This window comes from Arcobacter denitrificans (SeqCode) (genome assembly GCF_048571185.1).
Classification (GTDB): domain Bacteria; phylum Campylobacterota; class Campylobacteria; order Campylobacterales; family Arcobacteraceae; genus Arcobacter; species Arcobacter denitrificans.
In genome coordinates this window covers 2,561,046-2,577,019 of the sequence record NZ_CP182350.1, presented here as the reverse complement: position 1 = coordinate 2,577,019, position 15,974 = coordinate 2,561,046, and the positions used below count along the sequence as shown (strand labels likewise).

Sequence of the window (15,974 nt, the reverse complement as noted above, 5' to 3'; positions counted from 1 at the left end):
TACTATTTTATCTTAAGTGTTTTTCTAAAGCCTCTTTAAAAGGTCTTCCCAATACTTCACAACTTACAGCTTCATGTATAAAGTCAAGATTCTCTTTTGGGTTTAACTTAGCTTCGTTTAGTTTTGAAATTGTTAAATTTGGAAATAATCTTTTTACAAGTTCTACACTATTAGTTTGCTTTACAACACCCTCTTCTATTACTTTTGCATACCAACCTGTATATCCATACTTAATTACAGTTTTTAGCATCTGATTATTTTGAGTATTTATATTTAACTTTTTACAGGGTTCTCTAGGTTGAGTTACTTGAACTATTGCTTCACCTATTTTTAAAATATCACCTACACAAACACTATCTTCATCAATATCTGCTACAAGAATATTTTCACCTAATGGTGAAATATTTTCATAATCTAAATTGATACCTAAAAAAGTATTTAGTTTTTGATAGCTTAAAGAAGAATAAAAAAGTACTGCTTTGTTCTCTCCTCCATGATGTTTTTTATCAGCTTGTTCATCATCTTTAAAGCCAAGTGTCGTAAGATATGATTCCTTTACTGGTGATTTTTTTATGGCACTGATAAACTCTTTATTTTCAGTTTCTGTTTTTAAAATCTTTCCAACTTTCAAAGAAAGTATTTTTGCAATATTGTTATTCATTTGTTTTCCTAATATTATGCTAAGGCTAAATTTACAGCTTCATTTGTATGTATCTCAGTAGTATTATAGAGTTTTACCGGTGTGTCTTTGGGTGAGATTAACATACATATTTCTGTACATCCTAATATAATACCTTCTACTCCTGATTTTACTAATTTATCAATAATTCTCAAATACTCTTTTTTTGACTCCTCTTTTACAAGACCTAAACATAACTCTTCATATATAATTTTATGTATAGTTTTTATATCTTCTTCATTAGGTACAACAACTTCAATCCCAAAATTTTCCCTAATTCTATTTTTATAAAAATCTTCTTCCATCGTAAAAGCAGTAGCTATTAATCCTACTTTTTTTATATTATCTTTTTGTAAAACCTTTGCCGTTGCATCTGCAATATGAACTATTGGGATATTTATATTCTCTTGAATTTGGGGAGCAACTTTATGCATAGTATTTGTACAAATTATTAGAAAATCTGCACTTGCATTTTCTATATTTTTTGCAGCTTCTGATAAAATAAAAGCTGTTTCATCCCACTTTCCATTATGTTGTAACTTTTCAATTTCATCAAAATCAACACTATACATAACTATTTTTGCAGAGTGTAAAGAGCCTAATTTATTTTTCACTTCTTCATTTATTTGTTTATAGTATAAAGCAGTACTTTCCCAGCTCATACCACCTAATAATCCAATTGTTTTCATTGTTAAACCAACCATTTAATTTTTTTTACTATAGCACAAAAAGAATAAAGTGACATTGTGTTAGACTTCCTAAAAATTATTTATTGGGTATCTAAATGTTTAAATTGATTATGTTAGGAATCATGCTGGTGCATTTTTTAGTACTACATTTGTTTTAAATGAACTTATGAGTGTATCGGGTGGTCATTGTCTTTGGTCTGCAACACTTAGATACTTTTTTATGATTATCTTTTTAGTTCTAGTTTTAATATTTCAAGGTGGAATTCAAAGAGTTATTGATGTATGTAAACTATATCTTAGTAATTATATTTTTTGGACAATAAGCGGAACAGTAGGATTTGGTTTTTTTTATGCCTTGATTTGTTTTAGTGCTGATTTTTCTCCTGGTTGGGTAATAGCTGCCACTTGGCAATTTACAGTTGTAGCTACGCTTTTTGTATTGATATTTTTTGGTAAAAAGTTTCCTAAGAAAATTTGGTTCTTTTCAATTATCATATTTATAGGTGTTTGCTTAGTAAATCTTGCACATATGGAAACATTTGATTTAAAAGCTCTATTCTCAGGTGTATTTGCAACTTCAATATTTTTATATACAAGAAATATCGCTAAAAATTCAAACGAACTTGCAGCAGTTGATGCTACACAAGCTACAGAGGTAGTTTTTGCATTGATTGGTGGAATGATATTTTTAGGAACAGGCTCTTTAAATCTAATCGCGATAGTAGGACTTGTACTTATAATGGCAGGACTATTTTTATTTACAAAATATCAAGCATATTGATATTTTGTAAAGTTTTTATTTTATAGAGATATAAATCTCTATCTCATCTTCTTTAACATATTTTTCAAAATCTATACTATATTTTCTTTCATATTCACTATTGTTTTCAAAGTATTCCCAAATCTCAGCCCAAGTTTGTAAAACCACATCAGGAAGCTCACCCTTATTTGAAAATACTAAATATCTTTCATCTTTAATAACAATAGCATTTTTAGGTTTTGTAACTTCAACACCAACAGTTACTGTATAGTCACCATTTACATCACTTGTATAGTCAGTATAAACACCATACATATATTTACTATTTGCTTTATTGAAAGTACTTCCATAAACATTTTTCTCAATATAATCTTCCCATAGTTGAGGGATTTTACCATCTGTTGATTCCAATTCAAACTTGTTGTTTGTAATAGTACTAAGACCTGAAATCATTAGATTTTTTACTTTTGATACTTTCATATTCTCTCTTTTTTTATTTATTATCTAATTGCATAGAAAAATTAATCAACTCTTCATCGCACCTTTTTATATGGTTCATTTTTACTTGCTTAAATCCAAATTTTTCAAAAAATGGCTTGGCAGTAATGCTTACATCAACTTTTATTTTAGATATATTATTATTTTTTGCTATTGCTAAAACATATTCCATTAAACTTTTTCCTACACCCATACCTTGATACTGATGATGAATATAAAAGCAGTCAATATAACCTTCATAAAACTCTACAAAGCCTACTAACTTGTTTTGAATAATAGCTAAATATGGTTTGCTTTTAGCTACTTTTTCTTCCCAAATTTTAAAATCTATATTTGGACTTGCCCATGCATCAAGTTGTGCTTCAGTATAATCTTTGTTGCAAGTTTTATGAATAGTGTTTGTAAAAAGAATAGGAATATCTTTTTTAAAGCGGTGGTCATACTCTATTATTTCTATTTTCATTGTTTATTGTTCATTACAAATTTCAATACCCATTTTTAAAAATCCTGTAAAAGCAGCATTGTCAAAGGATAGTGGCCCTGAAACTTTTGATTTGATAGTATCTAATACTTTTGAATACTCTTTATAAAACTCATAAGATGGTCTTGGTTTATATATCAAGTCTGGTATCTCCAAATACTTTATGATATTTTTTGTAGTTGTGGGTTTAATAAAATACTCTGTTTGCCTATTTATACTATAAGGTACAAGAGTAACCAAAGTCCACTTTGCCATACCAAACTCAGCTAAAAACTCCACAAGTCCATCAAAGCCATTTTTCTTATTTCCATGCAACAGTTCATAAAGCTCGATACTCAGCATATCTTTTTCATAAGAAGTCAAAGCCTTAATCACATCACGAAGTTTTACCTTATCAAACAAAGATACCATAACTGATTTTTGGATAGTTTTAAAATATGCCTCTGCAATAAAATGAGGGTCTGAAAAATTCTCTTTTTTAAAAGCTTCTTTTGCATAAGCTTCTAGCTTCTCAGGGTTGAATTTTTTTATAAGTTTAATTAACTTTTCATCCTCAAATCCCTTTGGATAAGCATCGAAGAATTCAGACTCTACATCTATTAGTTTTTCTGTGTTCATATATTTACTTACCTTTCCTATTTAAGATAAACTATCTTCTTTTAACTTTTTTAATAATAAATTAAATATTAATTCTTTTAAATTTAAGAAGATATATTTTGATTTTGCAATTGTATTATTTACTTATGTTTATCAAATTTTTTTATAATTTTTTCTAACGTTATACAAAAATTTACAAAATAATACCCACTTAACTTTCCATCTCTTTCATCTTTTAGAAGTTCAATTCTTTCTTTTAGTTTCATTAAAAACTCCTCTTCTTCAATTAAATTTTCAATCTCAAAATTGTATCTTTCTTTTAATATATGAGAAAATCTTCTAATAGTTTCATTATTAGAGTTTTTTAAACTTTCAACTAAAATATCCATATCAATGTATTTGAATATGGGCTTATCATAATATGGGACATATTTATTATTTGACTGAAATAACATTGAATACAATCTATTTATATTATTTTCAGAAATTGCAGCTATTATTAAACTTGAATCAACTTTTAATTTTTCTTCTAATTTTTTAGCAGTTTTATCTTTTATATATTCACTAACAACAGAAGTGAAAAGCTTTGATTCCATATACATATAACCTTCATAATCTTCATGATCAAAGGAGTAAGGGTCTTTATCTAAAATAACTTCATCACTAATCAAATTATTATCAAATAGAAAATCAATTTGTTTTTTTATCTCATATATTAATGAAAACTCTATTTTATTGATTAAATTCTTTTCTTTTAATGATAATAATATTGAGGAAACTATTTTAACTTCTTCAAACTTTTTATATTGATTGTCATGAAGTTTGAAATAAATTTCATTTGATAACTTAATAAGTTCCTCATCATCCAAATTATAATAGCTATGCAATAATTTCCACGAATTAATATTTTTACTAGCATAATATTTACTATTTTTTAGAGAGTTGTCAATTTCATCTTTTTTTATATTTGAATCAATTAATATTTCTTTCCATACATTAAAAAAAATAATAACATTCATATCACTTTGAAGATTATATCTATTTAAATAAAGTTTATAATTCGTTTTTTCAGCTTTTTCTTTATTGTCCTTTGTACTTAATAATTCATGATATTCTTCACTCAGTTTTGGCAAATCTAAAATATCACTGTTACCTTGTCTGATTTCAAATGAAAAAAGAAAAAACCAATATAAAACATCTTGTATCAACTCTTTATTTTCTAAATGATTTAATAAAACATCATCATAAAAGCGTTCAAAATCAAGTAAACTTTGTCTTAAAGCCCTAAGATTATTCGATTGTGACTTTTCAAATAATTCCAAAATTTGCATTTTTCTATCACTTAATATACCTTCCTTAATGTTATTTGTATTTTTTAACTCTAATAAAAAATTATCATAAGCTAAAATTGGATTAGATTTAAATTCAAACGTTTTTCCAATAAGTTTTTCTTTTATACTAGTATACTTTTCTGTTTTTTCAAGTTCTTCTTCATTTGCAATAACAATTACCTTATAAGACTGATGTTCAACAAAAAAATTAAGGTATCCCAATAAATCAATAATTTTTATAGAACATCTTTCTAAATCATCAAAAATAAGAATATAATCTTTTGTATTTAATAAGTCTTCAGGCTTAAAGTCTGGTATTTTAAAAGCAACATTTCCATCAGGTTTGTCATCATCGTCTAAATCTATTCTCAATGTACCTTTTAAAAGTTGTTTTGCAATCTTTCCGGCAAAAATAGTTTTTTTATTGTAAAGTTTTGGATGTATGGTTTCTAAAAATTTTGTCTCTATTTCATCATAAGAAGTAACACCATACAAACTTACGTAAATATATTTTTGATTTATTTTACTCAAATGTTTTTTGTATTCGTTAATATAATGAGTTTTACCACTTCCCCACTTTCCTTTTAAAAGAACAGCATATTGAGGACTTGGAAGTCCTATATAATAATCTAAGAATTCATCAATGTGTTTATTTGGCATAGTTAACCTCTGTTATTCATGTTTTTTATTATATCTAATTATTTTTCTCAACTCTAAATCCCATAACCTTTTCTTCCGTATCTTTAGTATCCTCTAAGATTTCAGACAGAAGTTCAAAAGCTGTTTTAATATGCTGTGTGTTTTGTGTTGTTTGAGTTTGATTTAGTTTTAAATCTTCTTTTAGGTTTTTGAGTTCTATTACTATGTCTTTGTAAGTAAGTGCAAACTCTCTGAGCTTTGCAAAGGTTCGCATGATATTTATAGTTACATCTGTAGCAACTTTACTTTTTAATACAGTTGCCAACATATAAACACCTTGTTCTGTAAACACATGGGGGAGTTTTCTAGTACCTCCCCAACTTGATGTCGCATTTTGCGACTTCAAGTTATCAAATTCATCTTTTGTTAGCTGAAACATAAAATCATTAGGAAATTTTTCTATATTACGATTAACTTGTTCCATTATTCTTCTTGTTTCAACTTCATAAAGAGTCGCTAAGTCACTATCTAACATAACTTTTAATCCACGTAAATCATATATTTTATCATGAATTATTGTTTGAGGTAAACTTTCCATAGAATCACTCCATAAATAATATGAAATAATTCTATCTATGTTTTTTAAAAATAATAAAAAATATTACATAATGTAATTAAATTTAAAAATTCTTAATCAAATCCTCATAAACAGCAGTTAATCCCTCTACTTCTTTTACTGTAGTTCTCTCTCCAATACTATGAATAGTGTCATTAATTACTCCAAACTCTATGGCTTCTATACCAAATGCTCCAAAATATCTGGCATCAGAAGTTCCTCCATGGGTTGATTGTTTTGTAGTTACTCCTAAAACTTTTTGGATAGAGTTTTCCATTGCTTTCACCACTTTTGATTCTTTATTTGTCACAAAAGGAAATGAGCCTTGTGTTGTTCTAAAGTCGTAGCTTAAGCCTTTTAACTTTTCATGGATAAACTCTTCTACACTTTCTCTTGTAGTATTTGTTGAATTTCTTACATTGAACATAAGTTTTAGTTCATTTGGTGTTACGTTTGTAACTTCTGTACCACCTCTTATATCTGTAATTACCATCTTAGATGGAGCAAAGTATTCATCTCCATTATCTAAATTATACCCTGCAATTTTTGGTAATATCTCTGCAAAATTATGTACGGGATTGATACACTTTTCAGGGTATGCAGCATGTCCTTGCTTACCTTTTATAGTGATATATCCATTTATACTTCCACGTCGGCCTACTTTTATTGCATCACCAAAAATCTTTTCACAAGTGGGTTCTGCTACAACTGCGTATTGTGGGATAAAGTCTATCTCTTTTAAGTGTTCAAGCATTTTGATAGTTCCGTAAGTTCCCTCACCCTCTTCATCACTTGTCATAAGAATAGAAAGCGTTCCATCGAACTCTTTTGCATGTTTACAAGCATATAAAAAAGCTGTATCTCCACTTTTCATATCTTGTGCACCACGTGCACTTATAACTCCATCTACTATATCAGCAGCAAAAGGATCTACTTCCCAACCTTGACCTACTGGTACTACATCTATATGTCCAGCAAAACAAAGATGCTGTTTTTTGTCATTAAACTTTTTATAAAAAAATCTGTTTTTTGTGCCTTCCATATCAACTTTTATGCAACGCCACTCTTTTCCTAAATACTCTTCTATAAAATCAAAAGCTCCATCATCATCAGGTGTTATTGATTTAAATCTTAATAATTTTTGAAATAATTCTATAATAGTCATCTAATTCCTTTAAAGTAGATATTGTATCAAATTTGTGATTTATTTTTCTATATCAAAACAAACAATAGAAGTCTGAGAATAATAATAAAAGGGACACTTGATTAATACCCTAGTCTCATTATGCAATTTATCAAACTTCTGTTATAATAAATTAACTTAAAATAGGAGTCTCCTATGAAAAATAATCTATTTATTAAAATTTTAGTTTCTGTATTTATAATTTATTCACTTTTAGGTTTCTTTTTAATCCCCTACATTGCAAAAGACCAAATAATCAAAAATCTTGACAATTTACTTATCTATAAAAGTGATTTGAAAAAGGTCTCTTTTAATCCATATACTTTAAGTATAAGAGTTGATGACTTCTCAATATCAAAAAAAGATAAAAAAATAATAGCTTTTGATGAAATTGAAGTTGATTTTTCACTTTTAAAATCTATACATGAATCTCACATAAGTTTTAAAACTCTAAATATTGTAAAACCATATGTAAATATAGTTCAAGATGAAGATGGAAATATAAATTTAGCCTCAATTTTAAGACCTCAAGAAAAAAAGACAGAGGAAAAGATAGAAAAAAACTCTACAGAAAAGACAGATATTCCAGCATTTAAAATATCAAAGACTCAAATCATAGATGCAAATTTTGTTTTTACACAAATTTTTGATTCTAAAAAGACTACAACTAATATAAATAATTTTAACTATACATTTTATGATATAGGAACATTTAAAAATTATCTTGCATCCCATAACCTTGTTACAAACATAAATGAAGATACTAAATTATATCTAGATGGTGGATTTAGACTAACTCCTTTTAAAATGTATGGAAAAGTAAAACTTGAAAACCTAAAATCAAATGAATATATTGGATATACAAAAGATTTACTAAACTTTCAAATAGGAGACCCAACTTTATCGTTATCTTTTGGATATAGAGTTGATACAACTAAAGAATTAGAAGTTTATATTGACAATGCAAATCTTAGTTTAAAGAACTTAAAACTAATCAAAGATAATAAAGAACTTGCAAGCCTAAGTAGCTTTAAAATAAATGATTTGAATCTAGACTTAGCAAAACAAAAAATATCTACAAATGATATATCACTCAACTCTTTACTTGCAAATATTGTCTCAAATAAAAATGAGCAATTAAATGTAGATAATCTTATAAATATAAAAGAGAGTACAACAAGTAAAAAAAATGAAAAAACAAAGAGTGAAAAACCTTGGATTGTGGATTTAAAATCATTTACAATAAACAACTCTAGTTTTATATACGATGATATAAAAAGTAGAACTAATATAAAAGCAAATGATATAAATGTTTTACTTGATTCTTTTAAGCTTTTAGACCAAAAAATAAAAATTGAGAAATCAACTCTTGGAACTAAAAGTTTTAAATTAAATGATAAAGTAAATAAAACAGACATAACAGCCCAAAACATTGAACTAAATCTAAATAATTTAGTAAAGAATGAAAAAGGTCTAAAACTATCAAGTGTATATATGACAAATCCAATTGCATCAATAATATTAGGTGAAAAAGTAAAAAAAGAGAAAAAAGAAACAAAAAAAGTTAAGAAACTTTCCACTTCCAAAGACTCTGGTATTGCCTTAGATATAGGTCCAGTAAAAATAAACAATGCCAAGTTGACCTTTCAAGACAAAAACCTAAAAGTACCATTTAAAACAAATATTACCAAACTAAATGGTAGTTTTTCTGAGCTAAATAGTAAAAGTTCTAAACCTACAAAATTAAAACTTGAGGGTAAAATAGATAAATATGGATATACAAGAATTACGGGCTTTGTTGACCATAAAAATATAAAAAATCTTACAGATGTAAATCTTATATTTAAAAATATTGCGATTAAAAATTTTACTCCATACTCAGGTAAATTTGCAGGAAGAGAGCTTGAAAAAGGTAAATTAAATTTAAACTTGCAATATAATATTTCAAAATCAAACATTGATGCAAAAAATAGCGTTATTATCACAGATATAGAACTTGGAAAAAAAATTGAAAGTCCTGACGCTGTAAGTTTACCACTTGAACTTGGAATTGCTTTATTAGAAGACTCTGATGGTGTGATAGATATAGATTTACCAATTACAGGAAACCTAGATGATCCACAATTTTCAATTGCTCCAATTATTTGGAAAGTATTTACTAACCTTATTATAAAAGCAGTAAGCTCACCATTTTCATTCTTAGCTTCTCTTTTAGGAATTGATGCAGAAGAGATAAAAAGTGTAGAATTCATTTATGGTGAAAGTATTCTAATTGATTCAGAAAAAGAGACCTTAGATAATATTGCCAAAGCCTTTGCAAAAAGACCAAATCTTGCACTAAAAGTTGAACCATCATATGATATAAATAAAGATAAAAGTGCACTTCAGGCTCTAAAACTTGAAAGTCTACTTACTCTTGATATGAAAAAAATAAAAGATGGTGACAAATATCTGTTAGCTTTAGAAAATAGATATATTCAAAGTAAGGAAGAAATTAGCTTAAAAAAAGTAAAAGAAGAGTTTACAAGCGAAGTAAAAGGTAAAAAATACTTTGACAAAGACTCATATATAGCTAAAATTAAAGAGATATTAAAAGCAAAAATTGAAGTTACAGTAGCACAATTAGAGGCATTGTCTTTAAAAAGAGTAGACTCTATAAAAGCCTATCTTCTTAAAAAGCATTCAATAGATAATAAAAGATTATTTATCAATGATAAAATAAAAGTATTAGATGAAAAAAATGCCAAATATGCAGAGTTTGATTTAGCAATAGATATAAAAAAGAAGTAGTTAACTAACTACTTCTTTATATTGTATGTAGGGAAAGGAATATTTATATTGTTTTGTTTTAAAGCTTTGTAAATACCAAGATTTACTTTATATTGAGTATCAAAAAATAGTTTTGTATGAGCCCAATATCTCACTTCAATATTGATAGAAAAGTCACCAAACTCTTTTATACCAACTTGTGCTTTTGACTCTTTTGAAATGATTTCACCATCAAAATCATTTAATACTTCAGATATTACTTTGATTGCCTCTTCTGGGTTTGATTCATAATCAATACCTACAACAGACTCTACAATTCTATATTCAAAAGAGTTGACTAATATTTCACCAATAATATGTTTATTGGGAATAGTGATTTGTTCTCCATCTTCAGTTGAAAGAATTGTATGGGCTAGTCGTATCTCTTCTACTACACCAAAAACTCCATCTACACTGATTGTATTTCCTACAATAAAAGGTCGCCCTATAATTATAGAAAGTCCTGCCCCATAGTTTGAAAGGGTTCCTTGTAAAGCTAAACCAGCGCCAAGTGAAGCAGCACCAATACCTGCTATAAAAGGAGTCAGTGTAATACCAAGTTTTCCAATTGCAACAATTGCAACACCAATAATAATAGAAAACTTGATAATATTTACAATAAACTTTGTCAACGTAACATCAAGCTCATTTTTCTCACAAATACGTCTTACAAAAGCAGATACTTTATTTGCTACATACCAACCTAAAAGGAAGATAATAATAGCACCAATTAATTGGAAACTATAATTAACAAAAAATTCTATTATTACATCATAAAATTTTTGTATTCTTTCTAGTTCTTTATCCATGATTGCTACCTTTTCTATAGTTTTACTACCTTGGCTCCAAAGCCACCTTGACTAGCATGTGCATCAGTAAATGATTTAACACTTGGATGTTTGATTAAAAAATCTTTTACTATTTTTGATAATTTCCCTGTACCAATTCCATGATAAACCAGAACTTCATCAAAACCAGAAATCAAACAATCAGAAATAAACTTATCAAGTTTTTCAACTGCTTCATCACCTCTTAGTCCATGTAAATCAATGTTTACATGTCCACCTTGAGGTTTTTCAATAGTTACTGTTGTTTGTTTTTTTACCTTTGGTTTAACTTCATTTCCTGATGGTCTTAATTCATCTACACTTACATGAAGTCTCATTCCTGCATCTGTTAAGATTAAAGCCTTTTTACCTCTTAATGAGATAATTTCACCCTTTGAGCTTTTATATTTTACCCTATCTTTCTCTTTGAAGTTATAATTTTCTTCTACTTTTTCTACTTTTATATCTTTTGCTTTTTTATGTGCGATATTAAGATGCTTGTGTGATTCTTGGTAGATTTTTGCTTTTATAGCTTTTTTTGCCTCTTCTCTTGCATCACTATACTCTTTATGAAGCTTTGACTTTTCTATATTTATATGGTCATCAAGGTCTTGTTTTGCTTCTTTCAGGTTTTTATTTAGTTTTTGATGTGTTTCAATCTCATCATCAAGTTTAGCAATTTTTTGTTTGTATTCCATCTCTAAGGCACTACTTCGTTCGATTAGTTCATTTAGTCTATCTTGGTCATCACCATAAACATTTTTTGCTTTTTTTACTACATTTACAGGTATCCCATATCTTTGTGCTGTTTCAAAAGCATAAGAACGTCCAATTGTACCTTGTAAGAAATCATAAGTTGGTTTTTGGTTTGCTTCATCATAAATAGCAGCTATTAGTTCAACTTTTTCATTTGCAGCCATAAGTGCTGCTAACCTTTTATGGTGAGTTGTAATGATTATCTTAATATTTTTATCAATAAGCTCTTCAATTATAACTTTAAACAAACTTGCAGCTTCATCAGAATCAGTTCCAAGTTCTATTTCATCAACTCCAACGATAACATCTTTTTGGGTAAACAGTTTAGAAAACTCCACCATTCTTCCTGCAAAAGTAGAGATATCATTTTTAACACTTTGGGGGTCATCTAATACTGCTAGGGCATTTTTAAAGTAACCAATAGAAGATTTTTCATTGGCTTTGTATGGTATTAAGTATTTTGATAAAACAACTGCTGAAAGTATAGATTTTAACATCATTGTTTTACCACCGGCATTTACACCTGTTATCATAATAACTGATTTTGAAAAATCTACAGAGATAGGTTTTCCATCATGAAGTGCTGGGTGAACAAACTCTTTTAAAATATTTTTACCACTTTTTGAAGGAATGATAAAGTTTTTATCTCCATCTTTAGCAAAAAATAGTCTTGCTAAATAGTGGTCAATTCTATCAAATTCTTTATTTAAAAACTTTATAAAAAGCAAGTTTTTTTCAAAAGTAGAAGAGATAGATTTACATACCTTTATTAAAACTTCTTCTCTTTTATTTTTTAAATCAGACTCTTTTTGTTTTAGTTCTGATATTGAATGAGGTAAGATATAAAAAAATCCTGAACTTGATCTATGAATAACAGTAGCTTTAATAACATTATTAAAACCACCACGCACAAGCAGGGTCTCTTCTGAGTTTACATAATGAACTTGTGAATCAATCAAATAAGGTCTTAACTTACTGTTATTTATAGATTTATGTAAAGCTTGTTTGATTGACTCTTTATTTCTATATAATGCTGATTTTATTAGATCTAAGTCTTCATCAATACCCTCTTTTAGGTTTCCTTTTGAGTCGAAAAAATCAACTATTTTTTCCATATCAGCAGGTATCTTAACTTTATCTATCCACTCAGATAACTTACCCTCAAAAGTAAATCTTTTCAAATAAAGAAAATATTTTACAATCTTTACAAACTCATAAACATCTTCAACTCTTAGTACACCTTGCTTTTGAATATGAACTATTTTACCATCAAGATTTTCAACCTTTTGAGGCTCTTTTAGGTCATATTTTGCTAACTCATTTATTAGTCTATGGTGTAAGTTTATATCACCTTCTAAAACGACTGATTTTTCTCTTGCAAATAATTTAGAAAATGATGCTAAATAATCCTCTAAGTCTAGCTTTTTAAATATCTCTTGCATATATTATTTAACTTCTACTCCATATCTTTGTAAAACATTCACCCAAGATAGAGCTTTCCCATTCATGTCAAACAAGGCAGGAGTTCCTCTTACACCTAATTCTTCACCTAGTTTCATATTTGCTGCAATAATTTTATTTAAAGAAGTTTTTTGTTTATCACTATATTTTTTATTTTTAAACTCTTTGCTATCAACAGTAACATTCATCATGGCATCAACTTTAGCAGCATTTGTTTTATTATCTAAAATATATTGTGTTAAGGCTACAGCATTTTTATGAAAACTTAAAGGGAAGAAAAATATCTTAAGTTGAACATCCTTTTTTATATCTTCAAAATATGATTCAAACTTTTTACAATATGGGCACTCAGGATCCGTAAACAAATAATATACATCTTTACCAGTACCATATGTTAAAGCCTCTTTACCATCTAAAATTGATACATCATTAGGAATAGAAAGCTCTTCCCCTGATGCAGTATTATAAACTTTACCAGCAATTAAAAAGTTTTTATCAGCGGTTAAAACCAACTCTTGAATATTTTCTTGTATATTCACTCTTAATAAGTAAAACTGTTCATCTTTATATGCTTTTATTATGTGCATGCCAGAACCTGTAAAAATAGGTAACTTTTCTATTTCACTCATCTCTTTTTTATTTAATTCACCCGATGCGACTGCATTTAGTGAAAATAAAATACCAATCATTAATACTATTTTAAATATCTTTTTCATCTCTTTCTCCTAATTGCTAAATATTAGCAAGTTATTGTTTAGTTTATATAAATTATAAATAAAACTGCCAATAAATTATGGCAGTAGTTGTAACTAGCACTATACCTAAAATATTAAACACTAGTCCATATTTAGCCATATCTTTTACTTTTACTACACCACTACTCATGGCTATAGCGTTTGGTGGCGTTGCAATTGGCAACATAAAAGCATAAGAGGCACAAATTGTTGCAACAAATAAAATCAACCCTACATCTATATTTCCTACATTACCAAGGGAGTATATAATAGGTAAAACTACGGAAATAAGTGCTGTATTTGAGGTTATTTCTGTAGTAAAAGTAACTAAAGATGCAACTAATACTATAAGAAGTATAATTGGCAAGTCTGTTACTGATAATAGTTGATTTGCAATTACATCAGCTAGTCCTGTTTTTGAAAATGCCATAGCAATGGAAAAACCAGCCCCAAATAAAAATATGATTTCATAAGGAATCTTTTTTGTATCATCCCAAGTTAAAAAACCAATTTTTGGTAAAAACATAAGTAAACCATAAGCTAATAATATACCCTTTTCATTTAGTCCAAGTCCCATATAATAAGGTTCTATTTTAGAGTTAACAAATAATAAAACAATCAAAGACCCTAAAATATAAAGTAATCTTTTTTGATCCCAATTTAAAGGTTTCAACTCTTTTAAACTTGTATCAATCTCAAAGTTTTTTACCCCTAAAGATAAAATAAAAGGAATAATAATAAGCATAGCAATTGCTAAAGGAGATGTTAGGGCAATCCATTTTATAAAAGGTATTGCTTCTAAATGATGCTGTTCCATGAACCCTAAAAGAATAAGATTTGGAGGTGTTCCTATTGGTGTTACAATACCACCAATACTTGCCCCATATGCAATTGCAAGTACAAATCTAAGCCTTATCTTTATGTCATCACTTAAATATATGGCAATTGGTATCAATAAAAGAGCTGTTGTAGTATTTGATATAAGTGAACTCAAAAATGCAGAAGTAATAGCCAATGAAAATATTATTCCTCTTGCTGTGTTTGGGAAAAGTGTTAATAGTTTATTTGAAATATATTTATGCAACTCGGTTTTTTGTGTTGCAATTGCTATCATAAATCCACCTAAAAATAAAAAGATTATTGATTTTGAATAATTAGAGACTGTTTCATTTGTACTAATAATATCAAAACTTGGAAAAAGCAAAATTGGTAATAAGGAAACAACACCTAAAGGTAAAGCCTCATTTGACCACAATACTACAAGAAAAAATATTATTGAAAGTAAAGTAGCATGTTGAGCACTAAAATAATAATCTAATAGAAAAAAAAGAATTACTGATAAAATTAAAGTTAAAGTGATTTGTTTCAATGCTACTCCTATTTTTATTTCTTTTTGGGTCTAAAAGGTTTTATAACCTCTTCATTACACTCTAAAAAAGGTCCTTCCATCAAATCAATACAATATGGAATTGCTGGGAAAACTGCATCTAAACACTCTCTTATTGATTTTGGTTTTCCAGGAAGATTTACAATTAAAGAACTTTTTCTTAATCCTGCTGTTTGTCTTGATAAAATAGCTGTTGGTACAAACTTTAAAGACTCTGCACGCATAAGTTCTCCAAAGCCAGGCATCATTCTATCACATACATTTTCAGTAGCTTCAGGGGTAACATCTCTTTTAGCAGGCCCTGTTCCACCTGTAGTTACAACTAAACAACACTTTTCATTGTCAACTAACTCTTTTAGTGTATTTTCAATTGTTTCTTGATTATCTTCAATACATTTGTAAACTGGTTCCCACTTACTTGTTAGATACTCATTTAATGTATTAATAATTGCTTGTCCAGATAAATCTTCATAAACACCTTTACTTGCTCTATCACTTGCTGTTACTATACCAATTTTTGCTATCATT

The 15,974-nt window shown here is 27.9% G+C and carries 15 protein-coding genes; 2 read left to right on the top strand and 13 right to left on the bottom strand.

The annotated features are described in order from the left end of the window. Positions 1-7 precede the first annotated feature (7 nt). Positions 8-661, bottom strand: a complete 654-nt coding sequence (locus ACNI28_RS12945) for an MOSC domain-containing protein (protein WP_419764681.1) — start codon at positions 659-661, stop codon at positions 8-10. Positions 662-675: 14 nt separating this feature from the next. Then, a complete protein-coding gene (locus ACNI28_RS12940) occupies positions 676-1,368 on the bottom strand; it encodes an aspartate/glutamate racemase family protein (RefSeq protein ID WP_419766481.1) in 693 nt (230 codons plus the stop codon). Positions 1,369-1,534: 166 nt separating this feature from the next. On the opposite strand from ACNI28_RS12940, the gene ACNI28_RS12935 reads away from it, so the two are divergent. Further along, complete coding sequence (locus ACNI28_RS12935) at positions 1,535-2,149, top strand: multidrug resistance efflux transporter family protein (protein WP_419764680.1); 615 nt, start codon at positions 1,535-1,537, stop codon at positions 2,147-2,149. Between the two features lie 15 nt (positions 2,150-2,164). On the opposite strand, the gene ACNI28_RS12930 is transcribed toward ACNI28_RS12935, so the two are convergent. The 6 genes from ACNI28_RS12930 to dapE form a co-directional block, all read right to left on the bottom strand. Next, positions 2,165-2,608, bottom strand: coding sequence for a GyrI-like domain-containing protein (locus ACNI28_RS12930; RefSeq protein ID WP_419764679.1), 444 nt, complete (start codon positions 2,606-2,608; stop codon positions 2,165-2,167). Between the two features lie 13 nt (positions 2,609-2,621). Next, the gene (locus tag ACNI28_RS12925) at positions 2,622-3,089 is read right to left on the bottom strand and encodes a GNAT family N-acetyltransferase (RefSeq protein ID WP_419764678.1); all 468 of its coding nucleotides are present in this window, start codon (positions 3,087-3,089) and stop codon (positions 2,622-2,624) included. A gap of 3 nt (positions 3,090-3,092) precedes the next feature. Continuing rightward, complete coding sequence (locus ACNI28_RS12920) at positions 3,093-3,725, bottom strand: hypothetical protein (RefSeq protein WP_419764677.1); 633 nt, start codon at positions 3,723-3,725, stop codon at positions 3,093-3,095. A gap of 119 nt (positions 3,726-3,844) precedes the next feature. Beyond that, complete coding sequence (locus ACNI28_RS12915) at positions 3,845-5,695, bottom strand: P-loop NTPase fold protein (RefSeq protein WP_419764676.1); 1,851 nt, start codon at positions 5,693-5,695, stop codon at positions 3,845-3,847. Between the two features lie 34 nt (positions 5,696-5,729). Then, on the bottom strand, positions 5,730-6,272 hold the full coding sequence (locus tag ACNI28_RS12910; protein ID WP_419764675.1) for an ORF6N domain-containing protein: 543 nt from the start codon (positions 6,270-6,272) through the stop codon (positions 5,730-5,732). Between the two features lie 82 nt (positions 6,273-6,354). Next, positions 6,355-7,455 carry a succinyl-diaminopimelate desuccinylase gene (gene dapE / locus ACNI28_RS12905; protein ID WP_419764674.1) on the bottom strand — a complete coding sequence of 367 codons (1,101 nt, stop codon included), beginning with the start codon at positions 7,453-7,455 and terminating at the stop codon, positions 6,355-6,357. A gap of 174 nt (positions 7,456-7,629) precedes the next feature. Between dapE and ACNI28_RS12900 the strand changes: the two genes are divergently transcribed. Next, positions 7,630-10,263: a DUF748 domain-containing protein gene (locus ACNI28_RS12900; protein WP_419764673.1), complete on the top strand. Its 2,634-nt coding sequence runs from the start codon at positions 7,630-7,632 to the stop codon at positions 10,261-10,263. An 8-nt stretch (positions 10,264-10,271) separates the two neighbouring features. Here the strand turns inward: ACNI28_RS12900 and ACNI28_RS12895 are convergent, their stop codons facing one another. Genes ACNI28_RS12895 through mog form a run of 5 tightly spaced genes read right to left on the bottom strand, consistent with a single transcriptional unit; the run spans position 10,272 to position 15,973 of the window. Next, positions 10,272-11,090, bottom strand: coding sequence for a mechanosensitive ion channel family protein (locus tag ACNI28_RS12895; RefSeq protein ID WP_419764672.1), 819 nt, complete (start codon positions 11,088-11,090; stop codon positions 10,272-10,274). Positions 11,091-11,104: 14 nt separating this feature from the next. After that, the gene (locus ACNI28_RS12890; RefSeq protein ID WP_419764671.1) at positions 11,105-13,306 is read right to left on the bottom strand and encodes an endonuclease MutS2; all 2,202 of its coding nucleotides are present in this window, start codon (positions 13,304-13,306) and stop codon (positions 11,105-11,107) included. Positions 13,307-13,309: 3 nt separating this feature from the next. Beyond that, positions 13,310-14,041, bottom strand: a complete 732-nt coding sequence (locus ACNI28_RS12885) for a DsbC family protein (RefSeq protein WP_419764670.1) — start codon at positions 14,039-14,041, stop codon at positions 13,310-13,312. Positions 14,042-14,093: 52 nt separating this feature from the next. Next, positions 14,094-15,419 carry an SLC13 family permease gene (locus ACNI28_RS12880; protein ID WP_419766480.1) on the bottom strand — a complete coding sequence of 442 codons (1,326 nt, stop codon included), beginning with the start codon at positions 15,417-15,419 and terminating at the stop codon, positions 14,094-14,096. Between the two features lie 23 nt (positions 15,420-15,442). Further along, positions 15,443-15,973 (bottom strand): molybdopterin adenylyltransferase, encoded by a 531-nt coding sequence (gene mog, locus ACNI28_RS12875; protein WP_419764669.1) that lies wholly within the window; start codon positions 15,971-15,973, stop codon positions 15,443-15,445. Position 15,974 lies beyond the last annotated feature (1 nt).

Bases quoted from the DNA above. Each gene is read 5' to 3' on its own strand.
- ACNI28_RS12945 (WP_419764681.1), bottom strand. From the start codon at position 661: ATGAATAACAATATTGCAAAAATACTTTCTTTGAAAGTTGGAAAGATT.
- ACNI28_RS12940 (WP_419766481.1), bottom strand. From the start codon at position 1,368: ATGAAAACAATTGGATTATTAGGTGGTATGAGCTGGGAAAGTACTGCT.
- ACNI28_RS12935 (WP_419764680.1), top strand. From the start codon at position 1,535: ATGAGTGTATCGGGTGGTCATTGTCTTTGGTCTGCAACACTTAGATAC.
- ACNI28_RS12930 (WP_419764679.1), bottom strand. From the start codon at position 2,608: ATGAAAGTATCAAAAGTAAAAAATCTAATGATTTCAGGTCTTAGTACT.
- ACNI28_RS12925 (WP_419764678.1), bottom strand. From the start codon at position 3,089: ATGAAAATAGAAATAATAGAGTATGACCACCGCTTTAAAAAAGATATT.
- ACNI28_RS12920 (WP_419764677.1), bottom strand. From the start codon at position 3,725: ATGAACACAGAAAAACTAATAGATGTAGAGTCTGAATTCTTCGATGCT.
- ACNI28_RS12915 (WP_419764676.1), bottom strand. From the start codon at position 5,695: ATGCCAAATAAACACATTGATGAATTCTTAGATTATTATATAGGACTT.
- ACNI28_RS12910 (WP_419764675.1), bottom strand. From the start codon at position 6,272: ATGGAAAGTTTACCTCAAACAATAATTCATGATAAAATATATGATTTA.
- dapE (WP_419764674.1), bottom strand. From the start codon at position 7,455: ATGACTATTATAGAATTATTTCAAAAATTATTAAGATTTAAATCAATA.
- ACNI28_RS12900 (WP_419764673.1), top strand. From the start codon at position 7,630: ATGAAAAATAATCTATTTATTAAAATTTTAGTTTCTGTATTTATAATT.
- ACNI28_RS12895 (WP_419764672.1), bottom strand. From the start codon at position 11,090: ATGGATAAAGAACTAGAAAGAATACAAAAATTTTATGATGTAATAATA.
- ACNI28_RS12890 (WP_419764671.1), bottom strand. From the start codon at position 13,306: ATGCAAGAGATATTTAAAAAGCTAGACTTAGAGGATTATTTAGCATCA.
- ACNI28_RS12885 (WP_419764670.1), bottom strand. From the start codon at position 14,041: ATGAAAAAGATATTTAAAATAGTATTAATGATTGGTATTTTATTTTCA.
- mog (WP_419764669.1), bottom strand. From the start codon at position 15,973: ATGATAGCAAAAATTGGTATAGTAACAGCAAGTGATAGAGCAAGTAAA.